Source organism: Nocardioides sp. P5_E3 (assembly GCF_054049275.1).
Map to the genome: position 1 here is coordinate 1 of NZ_JBFUMR010000019.1, position 15,056 is coordinate 15,056.

Consider the following 15,056-nt stretch of genomic DNA (forward strand, 5'->3'; position numbering starts at 1 on the left):
GAGCCGGAGCTGCGCCGGCCCGGATGCCGCCCGCCATGCCGCTGGCGCCGCCGGCGGCACCTGCGGCGCCCATCGCGGCGGCGTTCATGCCGCCGGCCGATCCCCCCGTGCTCGGGCCGGCCGGAGCCTGGCCCGCCGAGGGGTTGTAGGTGACGCCGCTCTGCGACGAGCCCGCGACCGTGCTCGTCTCTCCCGGCACGTGGTGGGTCGGAGGGGTCGGGGTGGTGATCGGGTGGCGCGGCTCCGGGTCGACCGGGTCGGGCTTCTCCGGGTCGACCGGGTCCGGCTTCTCCGGGTCGACCGGATCGGGCTTGTCCGGGTCCTTGTCGCGGTCCTTGTCCGGGTCCTTGTCCGGGTCCTTGTCCGGGTCCTTGTCCGGGTCCTTCGGATCCCTGGGGTCCGTCGGGTCGGGGACGCCGGGGGTGCGCGGCCCGGTCGGCGGCAGGGAGGGACTGGACGGGCCGCTCGGCACCGACGGCGGCGGCTCGGTGGGGTCGGGCTGCCCGTGGATCGCCTGCATCGGCGGGATCGACCCGAGGAAGACGGCGTCGAGCTTCTGCGTCCACTGCGCGGCCGCGGCCTCCTGCTGGGCGCGGGCCGTGTTGTAGGCCGACATCTCCTGGTTCGCGGCGTGCCGCTTGTTGGCCTCGGCCTGGATCTCCTTCGGCGTGGGAGGGAGGCCCGGCAGCGGGGTCGGCGCCGTGTAGGCCGGCGGCTGCTGCAGGTCTGCCATGCCGGCCTCGGCGGTCTTGGCGTTGCTCATCACGCGGGCCGCGTCCTTGAGGGCGTCACCGCCGCCGACGAGGCGCGTGCCCTTCTCCTCCATGCTGCTCGAGGAGTCCTCGAAGGCCGCCAGCAGGGCGTCGGCCATCATCCCGGACAGCCCACCGTCCTGGCCGTCGCCCTCGCCGTCGCGGATCTGGGTGGCTCCCTTGCGCAGCGCCTCGGCGGTCTCGGCGAGGATGTAGCCGCAGTGCCTCCAGTTGTCGCCGGCGAGGTCACTCGTCTCGGCCTGGGCGCCGGTGAGGTAGGTGCGCAGGCGGGCGCGCTCGACTCCGTCGGTCATCAGGCACCGTCCCCTGCAGCCGGGGGCTCGGTGTACTGGCCGTCGCCCATGGTGCTGCTCGAGGACTGGTCGCGCGCCTGGTCGATGGTGTCGTTGACCTGGGCGAGCGCGGCCGCACGCGTCGTCATCTCGGCGTTGGTGCTGCCGTCGACGTCACGGACGTCGTCGGCCCAGAGCTTGATGGCGTCGCTGTAGGCGCGCAGGGAGTCGGCGAGCTTCTGGAACTCCTGCTCGGCCTCCTGGTGCGCCATCTGGGCGTTGACACCGAGGCGGTGGCCGTTGGTCGATCCGCCGAAGTGGTTGGTCCCCACCGGGATGAGCTTCGTGCCGCCCAGGCCGTCGGAGTTGGTGGTGAGCAGCGTGCGGATGCTCTGGATGAGGCTCTCGGGCGCGTTGATGCCCTTCATCACGTTGGTCACGAGCCCTACGTCGGCAGCGGTCAGCATGGGTCCCCCATTCCCGCCGTGCCCGGCGGTGAAACGTCGTTGTCGGAGTCATTTTCACAGATCAGGTCACGGCGGGACGACACGTCGTCGTAACTGCCCCGTCCGCTACCGTCTGGGCGTGCGACGACGACTCGGGGGTACGACGGTGGGTGGACGCCGAGCTGCGGCGCTGACGGTCTCGATCGTGACGGTGCTGGCGCTGGGAGCGTGCGGGAGCGACGACGGCGGCACCGACCCGTCCGGGACCGAGACGTCGTCGACGGCTCCGACCGACAGCCCGACGGACACCCCGACCGAGGGCCTGACCGCAACTCCGACCGAGCCGCTGCTCGTGCCCGAGGGTGAGAGGGTCGAGCCGGCATCGGGACCGCGGCTCGACGTCAGCGACATCCGCGTCAACATCCCCCAGGGCTGGAAGCAGACCTTCGACTCCGTGGTCGTCGACAGCGCCCTCGGGCGCGTGGACGGGAAGAGCGGGGGCGTGCTGCTCAGCGTGGTCGCCACGGGTGGCGACGTGCTGACGCCGAAGCAGGCCGAGAGCTACTTCTGGACGCGCGGGCGCAAGCCGAAGAACTACCAGAAGCAGGACGACGTCCTCATGGGCGGGCTGACCTCCGGCTACTACACGGCGAGGGACAAGTTCTACGACATGCACGCCGTCACGCTCTGGGAGGACAACCACGTCACGAAGGTCCAGCTGAACTTCGACCTCGAGGTGCCGGACGAGGTGCAGCAGGAGCTGTTGCAGTCGGTCATCGCGAGCTACTCCAGCCCGCGGATGCGCCTGTGACCTTCCTCAGCCCGGGGGGTCGCCGGGGGCGGCGAGCTTGAGTGCGATCTGACCCGGCCGCAGGTCGACCGCCTCGCCGCCGACCCGCTCGACCGTGCCGTCGAGCCCGAGGCGTACGACGTACTGCCGGTTGCCGGTCACGAGCGTGGCCACGACGGTGTCGTCGTCATCCCAGGCCACCTCCGGGTTGATGCCGACCACGCCGGTGCGGGCGCCGACGAGCTCGAAGTCGACCACCCGCTCGCCGGTCGCGGCGTCGAGCACCGCCATGGTCGGTGAACCGTCGGGCGTGAGGTAGTCGGTGAAGCCGAGCACGTGCCGACCGTCGGGGCTGAAGCCGAGCAGCGTGTAGTCGCACGTCTGCCAGACCTCGGCACCGCCCGCGCCGGCGTCGCGCACCTGCCAGCAGGAGCCGTCGCCGGTGAACCTGGTCTGGACGGAGAAGAGGCCGGTGGCCTCCGACGCCGAGCCCACCCGCAGCGAGCCCGGCAGCGGTGTGGTGCTCCCGTCCGGACCGACGACGGACGCCGACTCCCGGTTGGTGGCGGGATCTGTCGTGCCGAGCAGGAGCGCCTCGCCGGGGAGGAAGCCGACCGGACGGACGCGGGCGTCCTGCGGCCCGGGCGGCAGCGCGGTCCGTCGCTCCTCGCGGGATGCGTCCCGGTCCCGATCCACGACGGTCCAGCGCGAGCCGTCGTGCTCGGCCCAGGCGATGCGCGAGCCGTCGGCCGACACGGCCATGCCGCTGGTCGGTGCCGTCGCGTCGAGGACACGGAAGTCGGGGTCGAGGACCTGCACGGCGCGCCCGCCGCCGTCGTCGGTGGGCGCGATGCCGACCCAGCCCTCGACGTACGGCGTCAGCTGGTCGTAGGGGCGGGGGAGGTCGACGGTCTCGCCGTCGACGGTCAGGCTCGGCTCGTCGACGTTGATGAGGGGCACGGCGAGCTCGGCGCCGACTGGGGCGGTGAGCGGGTCGATGCGGACGGTCCCGGTGATCCGGGGTGCGGGCGGCTCGGTCGCGGGCGGGACGTCGCTCCGCGGGGACGGCCCGACCACGCCGGCGCCGACAGGGATGGCGATCGCGAGGACGGCGGCGACCGCGGCGCCGGCCACCACGGCGCGGCGGCGCTGGATCCGACGGGCGTGCGTGCGGACGTCGGTGACGGTGAACGGGGCGCGCTGCAGGGGATCGGCGGTGCGGTGCAGCGCGTCGTGCACCTGGTCCTCGAGGGGAGTGGGGCTCATCGTGCATCGTCTCCGGACTCGTGGGGGTTGAGGGAGTGCGGGGCACGGGCGCGCAGCGCGGCCAGCGCGCGGCTGGCCTGCGACTTCACGGTCCCGACGGAGATCCCGAGCACGTCGGCGATCTCGGCCTCGCTCAGCTGCTCGTAGTAGCGCAGGACGACGACCGAGCGCTGCTTGGGCGGCAGGGTCTGGACGAACGACCAGAGCGCCCCGCCCATGCCGTCGTCGTACACGTCGACAGCGCCGGTCTCGGGCATGGTGTCGGTCGTGTGCTCGCGGCGCTTCCACGCCCGCCGCCACAGCGAGTTGTTCTCGTTGACCATGATCCGTCGGACGTAGCCGTCGAGGGCCTCGCGGTCGCGGATGCGGTCCCAGGACAGGTAGAGCTTGGCGAACGCCGTCTGGAGCAGGTCCTCGGCGCCGGCGTGGTCGCCGGCGAGGAGGTACGCCGTCCGGTAGAGCGCCGACTGGCGCCCCGACATGTACGCCGAGAAGTCGGCGTCCTTGTCGGCCTGCCGGTCGTGCTTGCCCATGTCGACGAGTGTCGCGCTCATCGTCCACCTCCTGTCCGTCCGCGTGTTCTTCCGCGTGGTGTGTCGGGGTGAGGACGCGACTCCTCGGCAGGTGGTTGCATCTGTTTGGCTTGCGTTGCAAGGCTCTCGTCGACCCGATCCACAGGAGGCACACCCATGCAGCAGGTCCAGGCCGTCGTCGCGCTCGCGAAGGGCGAGCCGGTGCAGCTCACCACGATCAACGTCCCCGATCCCGGCCCGGGCGAGGCGGTGGTGAAGATCCAGGCCTGCGGGGTGTGCCACACCGACCTGCACTACCGCGAGGGCGGGATCAACGACGACTTCCCCTTCCTCCTCGGGCACGAGGCGGCCGGCGTCGTCGAGTCGGTCGGCCCGGACGTGACCGGGCTCGAGCCGGGCGACTTCGTCGTCCTGAACTGGCGCGCCGTGTGCGGAGACTGCCGCGCGTGCAACCGCGGCGAGCCGTGGTACTGCTTCGCCACCCACAACGCCACGCAGAAGATGACGCTCGCCGAGGGTGACCTCGCCGGCACCGAGCTGTCGCCCGCGCTGGGCATCGGCGCCTTCGCGGAGAAGACGCTGGTCGCCGCAGGCCAGTGCACGAAGGTCGACCCGTCGGCCCGTGCGGCAGCGGTCGGCCTCCTCGGCTGCGGTGTGATGGCCGGCCTCGGTGCCGCCATCAACACCGGCAACGTCGGCCGCGGCTCCACCGTGGCCGTCATCGGCTGCGGCGGCGTCGGCGCGGCCGCGATCGCCGGGGCGGCCCTGGCAGGGGCGGCGCGGATCATCGCCGTCGACCTCGACGACCGCAAGCTCGAGCTGGCGCGCTCGATGGGCGCCACCCACACGGTGAACTCCTCCGAGGTGGACCCGGTCGAGGCGATCCGGTCGCTGACGCCGCCGCCGGACGGCACCGGCCACGAGGGCGGCGCCGACGTGGTGATCGACGCCGTCGGACGCCCGGAGACGTGGAAGCAGGCGTTCTACGCGCGCGACCTCGCCGGGACCGTCGTGCTGGTCGGCGTGCCGACGCCGGACATGAAGGTGCCGGACATCCCGCTCATCGACGTCTTCGGACGCGGCGGGTCGCTGAAGTCCTCCTGGTACGGCGACTGCCTGCCGTCGCGCGACTTCCCGATGCTCGTCGACCTCTACCAGCAGGGCCGGCTCGACCTCGACGCGTTCGTGACCGAGGAGATCGGCATCGGCGACGTCGAGGCCGCCTTCGACAAGATGCACCAGGGCGACGTGCTGCGCTCGGTGGTGGTGCTGTGATGGGCGCCTCGTCCGTGCGGGTCGACCACGCCGTCGTCTCGGGGACGTTCTCCCTGGACGGCGAGACGCACGACGTCGACAACAACCTGTGGGTGATCGGTGACGACGAGCAGTGCCTGGTCGTCGACGCTCCCCACGACGTCGACGCGATCATGGCGGTCGTCGCCGGCCGGGCCGTCAAGGCGATCGTGTGCACCCACGCCCACGACGACCACGTGCGCGTGGCGCCGGAGCTCCGGCGCCGCACCGGGGCGCCGATCCTGCTGCACCCCGACGACCGCCCGCTGTGGGAGCTGACCCACGGGGGCGACGAGGAGGGCGCCGAGCTCTGGGACGTCGACCTGGCCGACGACCAGACGCTCACGATCGGGGGTGCTGCGATCAAGGTGATCCACACCCCGGGCCACGCGCCGGGCGCGGTGTGCCTCTACGTCCACGACCTCGGCTGCGTGTTCACCGGCGACACCCTGTTCGAGGGTGGCCCGGGTGCGACGGGCCGCTCCTACAGCGACGCCGATGACATCGTGGACTCGATCCGTCGCCGGCTGCTCGAGCTGCCGGACGAGACGGTCGTGCACACCGGCCACGGTCCCGACACCACGATCGGTGCGGAGCGCGAGGGCCTCTCCGCCTGAGGCGCCGGGCCGCCCGGCTCTCCCCGAGCCGGGCGGCTCGGCGGCCAGCCGGGTTACGGTCGCCGGATGACCACCGACTTCGTGCCCGAGGACTTCGCGCCACCGACGTCGCTGGTGACGGACGACTTCGTGCTCGAGCCGCTCGGGCCGCAGCACAACGAGTCCGACCACGCGGCGTGGTCGTCGAGCATCGCGCACGTCCGCGCCACGCCGGGCTACGCGGACGGGTCGTGGCCGCCCGCCGGCGGCATGTCGCTCGAGGACAACCTCGCCGACCTCACCCGGCACGCGGCGGACTTCGAGGCGCGACGTGGTTTCACGTTCACCGTGCTCGAGCCGGGCAGTCGTGAGGTGATCGGCTGCGTCTACCTCTACCCGAGCAGGTCCGACCAGCACGACGTCAAGGTGCAGTCGTGGGTGCGCGCCGACCGGGCCGGGCTCGACCAGCCGTTGGCAGCTGCCGTGGCTGCCTGGATCGAGAGCGACTGGCCCTGGGAGCGTCCGGACCGTCGCGGGCGGTGAGCTATCGGTGGTGCCGTGCCACCATGGCGTGATGCGCTCCCGCCCCGCCTCGCCCCTGGTGAGCCTCGGAGCCTCCCTCGTGCTCGTCGCGTCGCTGGCCGCGTGCGACGGACAGGGCCCGGGCGGGGACGAGGAGAGGACCGCAGAGAGCACGGCCGCCACGAGCACGCCGACCGTCCCGCCGACGCCGTCGGAGGAGCTCGGGCTGGCCGAGGGGTGGGGTCCCACCGGGGCCGAGCTGGACCGGGCGGCGCGGATCGTCGGCCGGATGAAGCTGCCCGACCTCGCGGGGCAGGTCATCGTTGCCGACTGGCAGGGGACCGACGCCCCGGTGCGGATGGTCCGGGACCTGCACCTCGGAGGCGTGATCGCCTTCAGTGCCAACGTGGCCTCGGCCGAGCAGGTCAGGGCCGTCAACAGGGCGCTGACCCGCCAGGTCCCCCGCACGTGGCCGCTCTTCCTCGGCGTCGACCAGGAGGGTGGCGTGGTCGAGCGGCTGCGCGGCGCGGCGACCCGGTTCCCGACCTTCATGAGCACCGGCGCCGCTGGTGACGCGGGGCTGACGCAGGAGGCGTACGCCGCCGGGGCCGCGGAGCTGCGCGGGCTCGGCTTCACCGTCGACTTCGCCCCGGACGCCGACGTCACGTCGGGCCCCGGCGACCCCACGATCGGGTCGCGGTCCGCTTCGTCGCGACCCGGTGTCGTCGCCGAGCACGTCGTCGCGGCTGCCACCGGCTTCAGCACGGCCGGCGTCCTGCCGGTCATCAAGCACTTCCCGGGCCACGGGTCCGTGCCGGCCGACAGCCACCTGACCCTGCCGGTGCAGGGCAGGACGAAGGCGCAGCTCGAGGCGTCCGACCTCGTGCCCTTCGCCCGCGGCATCGAGGCCGGGCTCCCGGCCGTGATGGTCGGCCACCTCGACGTGCGCGCCGTGGACCCCCGGGTGCCGTCGTCGTTGTCGCGCAAGGTGGTCACCGGGCTGCTGCGCGACGAGCTCGGCTTCGCGGGCCTCGTCGTGACGGACTCGCTGGAGATGGCCGCCGTCGCCCGCGGCCGCGACCCCGGGCGTACGGCGGTGCAGGCCCTCCGCGCCGGCTCCGACGTCCTGCTGATGCCGCCCTCGCCCGCCGTGGCGCGGGCAGCGCTGGTGCGCGCCGTACGCGGTGGCACCCTGCCCCGCCACCGGCTGGAGCAGGCGGCCGCGCGGCAGATCGCCCTGCTCACCCACCTCGCCGCGTCCGCGCAGCAGCCGAGGTCGGCGCCCGGCGCGGCGGCTGCAGCGTCGCGACGCCTCTCCGCCGCCGCCGTGACGGTCACCGACGGTGCGTGCTCGGGCAAGCTCGTCGGCGACGCCGTGCATGCCTACGGCGACCCGAGCGCGGTCGGGGCKTTCACCCCCGCCGCCCAGACTGCCGGGATCACGGTCCTGGCGCGTCGCTCGCCGCCGGCCGACCTCACCAGCGCCAAGCCGAGGCCCGATCGCAGGAAGAAGGAGCGCAAGCGCGCCTACCAGCGACGCGTGCGCGCCTGGGAGAAGGCCGAGGCCCGCCGGGAGCGGCGCCTCGACGCGTGGCAGGCCGGTGAGGACGCGCGACTCGCGGCAGGAACGCAGATCGGGTTCACCGGCTACCGGGACGCCCCCGTAGACGGCCAGGTCGCCGTGGCCACCGACAGCCCGTGGGTGCTGGGACGCGTGGCGGCCCCGACCCGGATCGCCACCTACGGCGACACGCCCGCCGCGATGCAGGTGCTGGTCGAGGTGCTGACCGGTCAGGCGCCGGCACCGGGCCGGCTGCCGGTCGACGTCCCGGGCGTGGGACGACCCGGCTGCTGACCGCGCGCTCGCAAGCGCCGTCAGAAGGGGTCGACGAGCAGGGCCGTCCCCTGACCGGAGACCCGGGTGAGCACCAGGGTGGCCTCGTTGTCCCCGCGCAGGGCCAGCCGCTTGCGGAGCTCGTCGGGGACGACCTGCACCCCGCGCTTCTTGATCGTGAGCCGGCCGATCCCGCGCTCGTGCAGGGCCGCGCGCAGCTGCTTCTCGCGGTAGGGCAGGTGCTCGACGACGCGGTAGCCGCGCGCGAACGGCGTACGGAACGAGGCGTCGCTGGTGACGTAGGCGATGTGCGGGTCGACCAGCCCGCCACCGACGCCGGCGGCGACCGCGGTGACCAGACCGGCACGGATCACGGCACCGTCGGGCTCGTAGAGGTAGGCGCCGACGGCGCGGACGTCGGTCCCGGGCTCCCCGTCTGCGGGGGAGTCCTCGTCGGTGAGCGTGGCCAGCCCGTGCTCGCCGATCACGGTCGCGCGGCGGTCGGTGGTGGCGAGTGTCGGCGACCAGAGCACCGCCTCCTTGACCTCGCCGCCGTCGCTGACCCACTCCGCCTCGACGCCCGACGGCACCAGGTCGTGGTCGATGCCGGGGGCGACCTTCACCAGCGAGCGGTGGGTCAGGAGGTCCAGCACCCACGGCCACGGGGGCGTCCACCCCTCGACGTCGAACACCCGGCCCCGGCCGCCACGACGAGCCGGGTCGGCGAAGGCGACGTCGAAGGCGGCCGCGCCTATCGTGGTGGCGTCGCCCACCTGCACCGCACCGGCGAGGCCGAGCGCCTCGAGGTTGGCGCGGGCCATCGCCACCCGCACGGGGTCGAGGTCGACCCCGCCCACGACGAGCCCGGCCCGCGCGAAGGCGAGGAGGTCGCCGCCGATGCCGCAGCCGAGGTCGATGACGCTGCCGCCGGGGATCGCGGCGGCCACCCGTGCCGCCCGGTGGTCGGCGACGCGCGCTCGTGTCGACTGCTCGAGCGCGTCGGGGGTGAAGAACATCAGGTGCGCCGCCTCGCCGAACTTCGCCACGGCCTTCGCGCGCAGCTGCGCCTGCGTGGTGGCCGCGGCGGCCTTCTCGGCGTCGGGCTCGAGACGTCGTACGACGGCAGCGACCCGCACCGGGTCGCCCGCGTGCTCCGCCCAGGCCCGGGTGGCGTCGACCAGCAGACGGGCTCCCTCGGCTGTCCGCAGCCAGTCCAGCGTCTCGATCTGCATGCCGTCATCCTGTCAGCGGCGACTCCGGCTAGCACTCGATTGGGCAGAGTGCTAGCGTCTGCTCTGGCACTCTCACCCCGAGAATGCCAACGCTCGCGAGCCTGGCACGACCCCCGCGACGGCGTGCCGCCGGACCGCGAGCCCACGTCCTGAAGATCTCTTGTTTGAGAAAGTGGAGGTTGATCCGAAGTGTCGGTCAACATCAAGCCCCTCGAGGACCGCATCGTCGTCCAGACGCTCGAAGCCGAGCAGACCACCGCCTCCGGCCTGGTCATCCCGGACACCGCCAAGGAGAAGCCCCAGGAGGGCGAGGTCGTGGCGATCGGTCCCGGTCGCATCGACGACAACGGCAACCGAGTCCCGCTCGACGTCGCCGTGGGTGACAAGGTCATCTACAGCAAGTACGGCGGTACCGAGGTCAAGTACTCCGGCCAGGAGTACCTGATCCTCTCGGCGCGCGACATCCTCGCCGTCGTCTCCTGATCTCCTCTTCGCCCGGAACGTCATGGCCGCCGGTCGCTCCTGCGACCTCCGGCCATGACGTCCGGGCGAAACCCTTTCACCCCGAACCTTTCCTAGGAGCACTTCGATGCCCAAGATCCTGGAGTTCGACGAGAACGCCCGCCGCGCCCTCGAGCGCGGCGTGGACGCCCTCGCCAACGCCGTCAAGGTGACGCTCGGCCCCAAGGGCCGCTACGTCGTCCTCGACAAGAAGTGGGGCGCCCCCACGATCACCAACGACGGGGTGACCGTCGCTCGCGAGATCGAGCTCGACGACCCGTTCGAGAACCTCGGTGCCCAGCTCACCAAGGAGGTGGCCACCAAGACCAACGACGTCGCTGGTGACGGCACCACCACCGCCACCGTCCTGGCCCAGGCCATGGTCCACGAGGGCCTGCGCGCCGTCGCGGCCGGCGCCAACCCGATGGGTCTCAAGCGCGGCATGGACGCAGCGGCCGAGGCCGTCGGCGACGCCCTGCGCGAGGCGGCCCGCGAGGTCGAGTCCCGCGAGGACATGGCGTCCGTCGCCACGATCTCCAGCCGCGACAGCCACATCGGCGACCTGCTCGCCGAGGCCTTCGACAAGGTCGGCAAGGACGGCGTGATCACGGTCGAGGAGTCCAACACCATGGGCACCGAGCTCGAGTTCACCGAGGGCATGCAGTTCGACAAGGGCTACATCTCGGCCTACTTCGTCACCGACCCGGAGTCGATGGAGGCCGTCCTCGACGACGCCTACATCCTTCTCCACCAGGGCAAGATCTCCTCGATCCAGGAGCTGCTCCCGGTCCTCGAGAAGGTCATCGGGACCGGCAAGCCGCTCTTCATCCTCGCCGAGGACGTCGACGGCGAGGCGCTCTCGACCCTGGTCGTCAACAAGATCCGCGGCACCTTCAACGTCGCCGCCGTGAAGGCTCCTGCCTTCGGCGACCGCCGCAAGGCGATGATGCAGGACATCGCGACCCTGACCGGTGGGCAGGTCGTCGCCCCCGAGGTCGGCCTCAAGCTCGACCAGGTGGGCCTCGAGGTCCTGGGCCAGGCGCGTCGTGTGGTCATCACCAAGGACCACACCACGATCGTCGAGGGTGCGGGCGACAGCTCGGCCGTCGAGGGCCGCGTCAACCAGATCAAGGCCGAGATCGAGAACACCGACTCCGACTGGGACCGCGAGAAGCTCCAGGAGCGCCTCGCCAAGCTCGCCGGCGGTGTGTGCGTGATCAAGGTCGGCGCCGCCACCGAGGTGGAGCTCAAGGAGAAGAAGCACCGCATCGAGGACGCCGTCTCCGCGACGCGCGCCGCGATCGAGGAGGGCATCGTCGCCGGCGGTGGCTCCGCGCTCATCCACGCCGTGTCGGTGCTCGAGGACAACCTCGGCCTCACCGGTGACGAGGCTGCCGGTGTCCGCGTGGTCCGCAAGGCGGCCGACGAGCCGCTGCGCTGGATCGCCGAGAACGGTGGCGTCAACGGCTACGTGGTGACCTCCAAGGTCCGCGAGCTCGGCGTCGGAAACGGCTACAACGCCGCCACCGGCGAGTACGGCGACCTGGTCGCCCAGGGCGTCCTCGACCCGGTCAAGGTGACCCGCTCGGCGCTGGTCAACGCGACCTCGATCGCCGCGATGCTGCTCACGACGGAGACCCTCATCGTGGACAAGCCCGAGGAGGAGGAGCCGGCCGCCGCCGGTCACGGTCACGGCCACGGCCACTGATCGATCCCGCTCCCAGCAGCACCCGCCGGCCCGGCAGACGACGTCTGCCGGGCCGGCGGCATCTCCGACCGCCCTCAGCGTCCCCAGATCGTCCGGAAGGGCGTCGAGCAGTCGACGTCGACCTCGACCGGGTCGACGGTGTTGAGGTGGTAGATCCGGTAGCGGCCGCACGCGGTCTGCACGAACGCGTACTTGCGGATCAGCGAGCTCTGGATCGCGGTGGTGCCGAGCTCGCTCCACGTGTTGATGAAGGTCGCCTCGACGAACCACGTCGGCGGGTTGCTCCCGGTCAGCACCTCCTCCAGGTCGTCCAGGCCCGGGTCGAGGGTGCGCATCGGCAGCGACCAGAGATACGGGTACGGCGACTGGGCGCCGGTGGCCCACTGGATGTCGGCGCGCCCGCCGTAGACCAGCACCCGGTCGCCGGGCCAGGCGGCGGCCGCGATCGCCTCCCCGGTGCGTACCTCCACGGGGACCCGGCCCGCCACCCACGCACCCGTCCAGCCGACCATCGCGACGATGCTCGAGACCACCACGAGACCCACCGCGACCGGGGTGACCCGGTGCCGGACGCGGTCGAGGTGGTCGTGCGCCACGAGCGCGGCGAGGGCGAGCGCGAGGCCGGGGAGCGGCACGAAGAGGTACGGCGACCAGAAGCTGCCGCTGAGTGCGACGCCGAGCAGGTCGAGGCCGAGCATCACGGCGATCGCGACCACCGGCACGGGGTCGTGCCGCAGGAGGCTGCGGAGCCGGACCGCGAAGAGCGCGACGACGAGGAGCATGCCGGTGCCGACGAAGATCAGCAGCAGCACCGAGATCCGGCTCGTCGCGCCCTCCGACTCCTGCGTGGCGATGACGTGGCTCGCGTCGGAGCGGAAGGTGACGACGTCGTACCACAGCGTCTGCAGGCGTACGCCGGCCCCGATCGCCCAGGCGACGACGACCGCCACCGGGATGGCGGCCCCGGCGGCGGCGGCCCCGGCGCAGCGGAGCGCGTCGCGCCGGCTCACCTGCCGCGCGACCAGCGACCCGGCGATCAGGACGGCGCCGAAGACGAGGCCGCCGACGATGCTCTGCTTCATCCCCACCGCGAGCATCGCCAGCAGGCCGGCGAGGAACGCGTCGGGCGGTGAGACCCGGCGCACCGCCCGCAGCGCCAGCCAGCACGAGGCCATCACGAGCGGGATGCCGAAGAGCTCGCCCTTGGCGGCGACCGGGTCGATCTCGGCGTTGCTGACCAGGGCGGCCGTCGCCACCGCCACCCAGCCGGCCAGGCGGCGCACCGCGGCCGGGTCGAGCACGCCGGCGCGGACCACCACCTCGCGGGCCGCCGCGGCCGCGGCCAGCACCAGCAACGAGCACGCGAGCGCGCCGACCAGCCGGTGGGCGTACGGCCCTCCGATCCTGTCGGTGGCCTGAACCAGCCACAGGATCGGCGGCGGCCGGTCGACCCAGTAGCGCCCGTAGAGCGAGTCGGGCTCGGGCTGCCAGGCGCGGGCGACCATGAGGAACCCCGCCTCGTCGGGCCGCAGCGGCCACAGCAGGGACGGGAAGCGCGCGAGGAAGGCCACGACCGCCGCCGCCCAGACCATGCGGCCCGCGCCCGACCGGTCGCCCCCCACCGTCCCCACCCTGACACTGTCCCAGAGCGCTCCGAACCGCCCGTAGAATGGCGGCGTGGAGATCCCGGAGAAGTTCGCTGCGCTCGGCCTCACCTACGACGACGTGCTCCTGCTGCCGGGGGAGTCCGACCTCGCGCCCAGCGACATCGACACCACCACCCGCCTCACGCGTGAGATCTCGATCCGGGTGCCGCTGATCAGCGCGGCGATGGACACCGTCACCGAGGCGCGGATGGCGATCGCGATGGCCCGCGAGGGCGGCATCGGCGTCCTGCACCGCAACCTGTCCATCGAGGACCAGGCCCGCCAGGTCGACCTGGTCAAGCGGACGCAGACGGGCATCATCTCCAACCCGGTCACCATCGGTCCCGACGCGACGCTCGAGGAGCTCGACCGGATCTGCGGCGAGTACCGCGTCTCCGGCCTCCCGGTCGTCGACCTCGACAACCACCTCCTCGGCATCATCACGAACCGCGACCTGCGCTTCACGCCGGTGGCGGAGTGGGCGACCACCAAGGTCGACGAGGTGATGACCCGCGAGGGCCTCATCACCGGCCACGACGGGATCTCGCGCGACGAGGCCACCACCCTCCTGCGCGCGCACAAGCGCGAGCGGCTGCCGCTCGTCGACGGCGAGGGCCGGCTGAGCGGCCTGATCACCGTCAAGGACTTCGTCAAGGGCGAGCAGTTCCCGCACGCGTCCTACGACGACGACGGCCGGCTGCTGGTCGGTGCCGCCATCGGCTACTTCGGCGACGCCTGGGAGCGGGCCACCACCCTGGTCGAGGCCGGCGTCGACGTGCTCGTGGCCGACACCGCCCACGGCCACGTCCACCTCCTCCTCGACATGGTGCGCCGCCTGAAGTCCGACCCGGCCACCAAGCACGTGCAGGTCATCGGCGGCAACGTCGCCACCCGCGAGGGCGCCCAGGCGTTCGTCGACGCCGGCGCCGACGCGGTCAAGGTCGGCGTCGGGCCGGGCTCGATCTGCACCACCCGCGTCGTCACCGGCGTGGGCGTGCCGCAGGTCACCGCCGTCTACGAGGCGTCCCTGGCCACCAGGCCGGCTGGTGTCCCGCTGATCGCCGACGGCGGCATGAAGCACTCCGGCGAGATCGCCAAGGCGCTCGTCGCCGGCGCCGACGCCGTGATGGTGGGCTCGATGCTCGCCGGCTGCGAGGAGTCGCCGGGCGACGTCGTCTTCGTCAACGGCAAGCAGTTCAAGTCCTACCGCGGCATGGGGTCGCTCGGCGCGATGAGCAGCCGCGGCAAGAAGTCGTACTCCAAGGACCGCTACTTCCAGGCCGAGGTCGCCAGCGACGACAAGATCGTGCCGGAGGGCATCGAGGGCCAGGTCGCCTACCGCGGGCCGCTCTCCGCGGTCGCCCACCAGCTCGTCGGCGGTCTCAACCAGTCGATGTTCTACGTCGGCGCCCGCACCATCCCGGAGCTGCAGGACAAGGGCCGGTTCGTCCGCATCACCTCGGCCTCGCTCAAGGAGAGCCACCCCCACGGCGTGCAGATGACGGTCGAGGCGCCCAACTACAGCGGTTCCTGATCGCGACCTAAGTAGCGTTCCCGCGCGGCCCGGCAGGGCCTACGTTGGCTGGAGTCAGGGGATCGGGCCCCGCGACGACCTTTCATCGGCACGCTGTGCTCGATCCCGGT

Annotated in this window: 13 protein-coding genes and 1 pseudogene; 8 read left to right on the plus strand and 6 right to left on the minus strand. The window is 72.5% G+C overall.

Annotated features, from left to right (window positions below):
• A pseudogene (locus ACXJKB_RS13235) lies at positions 1 to 1,066 on the minus strand (hypothetical protein); the annotation flags it as partial.
• On the minus strand, positions 1,066 to 1,512 hold the full coding sequence (locus ACXJKB_RS13240; RefSeq protein WP_457189044.1) for a hypothetical protein: 447 nt from the start codon (positions 1,510 to 1,512) through the stop codon (positions 1,066 to 1,068). The pseudogene ACXJKB_RS13235 and the gene ACXJKB_RS13240, both read right to left, overlap by 1 nt.
• A 118-nt stretch (positions 1,513 to 1,630) precedes the next feature.
• On the opposite strand from ACXJKB_RS13240, the gene ACXJKB_RS13245 reads away from it, so the two are divergent.
• A complete protein-coding gene (locus tag ACXJKB_RS13245) occupies positions 1,631 to 2,302 on the plus strand; it encodes a hypothetical protein (protein WP_457189046.1) in 672 nt (223 codons plus the stop codon).
• A gap of 6 nt (positions 2,303 to 2,308) precedes the next feature.
• Here the strand turns inward: ACXJKB_RS13245 and ACXJKB_RS13250 are convergent, their stop codons facing one another.
• Complete coding sequence (locus tag ACXJKB_RS13250) at positions 2,309 to 3,547, minus strand: hypothetical protein (RefSeq protein WP_457189048.1); 1,239 nt, start codon at positions 3,545 to 3,547, stop codon at positions 2,309 to 2,311.
• Entirely contained in the window at positions 3,544 to 4,101 is a 558-nt protein-coding gene (locus ACXJKB_RS13255; protein WP_457189050.1) for a SigE family RNA polymerase sigma factor, read from the minus strand. The genes ACXJKB_RS13250 and ACXJKB_RS13255 overlap by 4 nt, the downstream gene beginning before the upstream one ends.
• A 135-nt stretch (positions 4,102 to 4,236) precedes the next feature.
• Here ACXJKB_RS13255 and ACXJKB_RS13260 point away from each other — a divergent pair, with 135 nt between their 5' ends.
• The 4 genes from ACXJKB_RS13260 to ACXJKB_RS13275 all read left to right on the plus strand — a co-directional run bounded on the left by ACXJKB_RS13260 (position 4,237) and on the right by ACXJKB_RS13275 (position 8,346).
• Positions 4,237 to 5,355: an S-(hydroxymethyl)mycothiol dehydrogenase gene (locus ACXJKB_RS13260; RefSeq protein ID WP_457189052.1), complete on the plus strand. Its 1,119-nt coding sequence runs from the start codon at positions 4,237 to 4,239 to the stop codon at positions 5,353 to 5,355.
• Positions 5,355 to 5,990 (plus strand): MBL fold metallo-hydrolase, encoded by a 636-nt coding sequence (locus tag ACXJKB_RS13265; protein WP_457189053.1) that lies wholly within the window; start codon positions 5,355 to 5,357, stop codon positions 5,988 to 5,990. Before ACXJKB_RS13260 ends, ACXJKB_RS13265 begins: the two co-directional genes overlap by 1 nt.
• A gap of 66 nt (positions 5,991 to 6,056) precedes the next feature.
• The gene (locus tag ACXJKB_RS13270) at positions 6,057 to 6,512 is read left to right on the plus strand and encodes a GNAT family N-acetyltransferase (protein WP_457189055.1); all 456 of its coding nucleotides are present in this window, start codon (positions 6,057 to 6,059) and stop codon (positions 6,510 to 6,512) included.
• 31 nt (positions 6,513 to 6,543) lie between these two features.
• Positions 6,544 to 8,346 (plus strand): glycoside hydrolase family 3 N-terminal domain-containing protein, encoded by a 1,803-nt coding sequence (locus tag ACXJKB_RS13275; RefSeq protein ID WP_457189057.1) that lies wholly within the window; start codon positions 6,544 to 6,546, stop codon positions 8,344 to 8,346.
• A 20-nt stretch (positions 8,347 to 8,366) separates the two neighbouring features.
• On the opposite strand, the gene ACXJKB_RS13280 is transcribed toward ACXJKB_RS13275, so the two are convergent.
• Entirely contained in the window at positions 8,367 to 9,557 is a 1,191-nt protein-coding gene (locus ACXJKB_RS13280; RefSeq protein ID WP_457189059.1) for a class I SAM-dependent methyltransferase, read from the minus strand.
• 189 nt (positions 9,558 to 9,746) lie between these two features.
• Between ACXJKB_RS13280 and groES the strand changes: the two genes are divergently transcribed.
• Together groES and groL are read left to right on the plus strand one after the other, a co-directional pair.
• Positions 9,747 to 10,040 (plus strand): co-chaperone GroES, encoded by a 294-nt coding sequence (gene groES / locus ACXJKB_RS13285; protein WP_129455534.1) that lies wholly within the window; start codon positions 9,747 to 9,749, stop codon positions 10,038 to 10,040.
• A gap of 106 nt (positions 10,041 to 10,146) precedes the next feature.
• Positions 10,147 to 11,766, plus strand: coding sequence for a chaperonin GroEL (gene groL, locus ACXJKB_RS13290; RefSeq protein WP_457189062.1), 1,620 nt, complete (start codon positions 10,147 to 10,149; stop codon positions 11,764 to 11,766).
• A 74-nt stretch (positions 11,767 to 11,840) separates the two neighbouring features.
• Here groL and ACXJKB_RS13295 read toward each other — a convergent pair whose 3' ends face one another.
• The gene (locus ACXJKB_RS13295; protein ID WP_457189064.1) at positions 11,841 to 13,397 is read right to left on the minus strand and encodes a hypothetical protein; all 1,557 of its coding nucleotides are present in this window, start codon (positions 13,395 to 13,397) and stop codon (positions 11,841 to 11,843) included.
• A gap of 46 nt (positions 13,398 to 13,443) precedes the next feature.
• Here ACXJKB_RS13295 and guaB point away from each other — a divergent pair, with 46 nt between their 5' ends.
• The gene (gene guaB / locus ACXJKB_RS13300; protein ID WP_457189066.1) at positions 13,444 to 14,946 is read left to right on the plus strand and encodes an IMP dehydrogenase; all 1,503 of its coding nucleotides are present in this window, start codon (positions 13,444 to 13,446) and stop codon (positions 14,944 to 14,946) included.
• The last annotated feature ends 110 nt before the right edge of the window (positions 14,947 to 15,056 follow it).

What these genes read in the sequence shown, in the direction of transcription:
- groL (WP_457189062.1), top strand. Translation starts at nt 10,147, where the DNA reads ATGCCCAAGATCCTGGAGTTCGACGAGAACGCCCGCCGCGCCCTCGAG.
- ACXJKB_RS13265 (WP_457189053.1), top strand. Translation starts at nt 5,355, where the DNA reads ATGGGCGCCTCGTCCGTGCGGGTCGACCACGCCGTCGTCTCGGGGACG.
- ACXJKB_RS13280 (WP_457189059.1), bottom strand. Translation starts at nt 9,557, where the DNA reads ATGCAGATCGAGACGCTGGACTGGCTGCGGACAGCCGAGGGAGCCCGT.
- ACXJKB_RS13260 (WP_457189052.1), top strand. Translation starts at nt 4,237, where the DNA reads ATGCAGCAGGTCCAGGCCGTCGTCGCGCTCGCGAAGGGCGAGCCGGTG.
- ACXJKB_RS13255 (WP_457189050.1), bottom strand. Translation starts at nt 4,101, where the DNA reads ATGAGCGCGACACTCGTCGACATGGGCAAGCACGACCGGCAGGCCGAC.
- ACXJKB_RS13240 (WP_457189044.1), bottom strand. Translation starts at nt 1,512, where the DNA reads ATGCTGACCGCTGCCGACGTAGGGCTCGTGACCAACGTGATGAAGGGC.
- ACXJKB_RS13250 (WP_457189048.1), bottom strand. Translation starts at nt 3,547, where the DNA reads ATGAGCCCCACTCCCCTCGAGGACCAGGTGCACGACGCGCTGCACCGC.
- ACXJKB_RS13270 (WP_457189055.1), top strand. Translation starts at nt 6,057, where the DNA reads ATGACCACCGACTTCGTGCCCGAGGACTTCGCGCCACCGACGTCGCTG.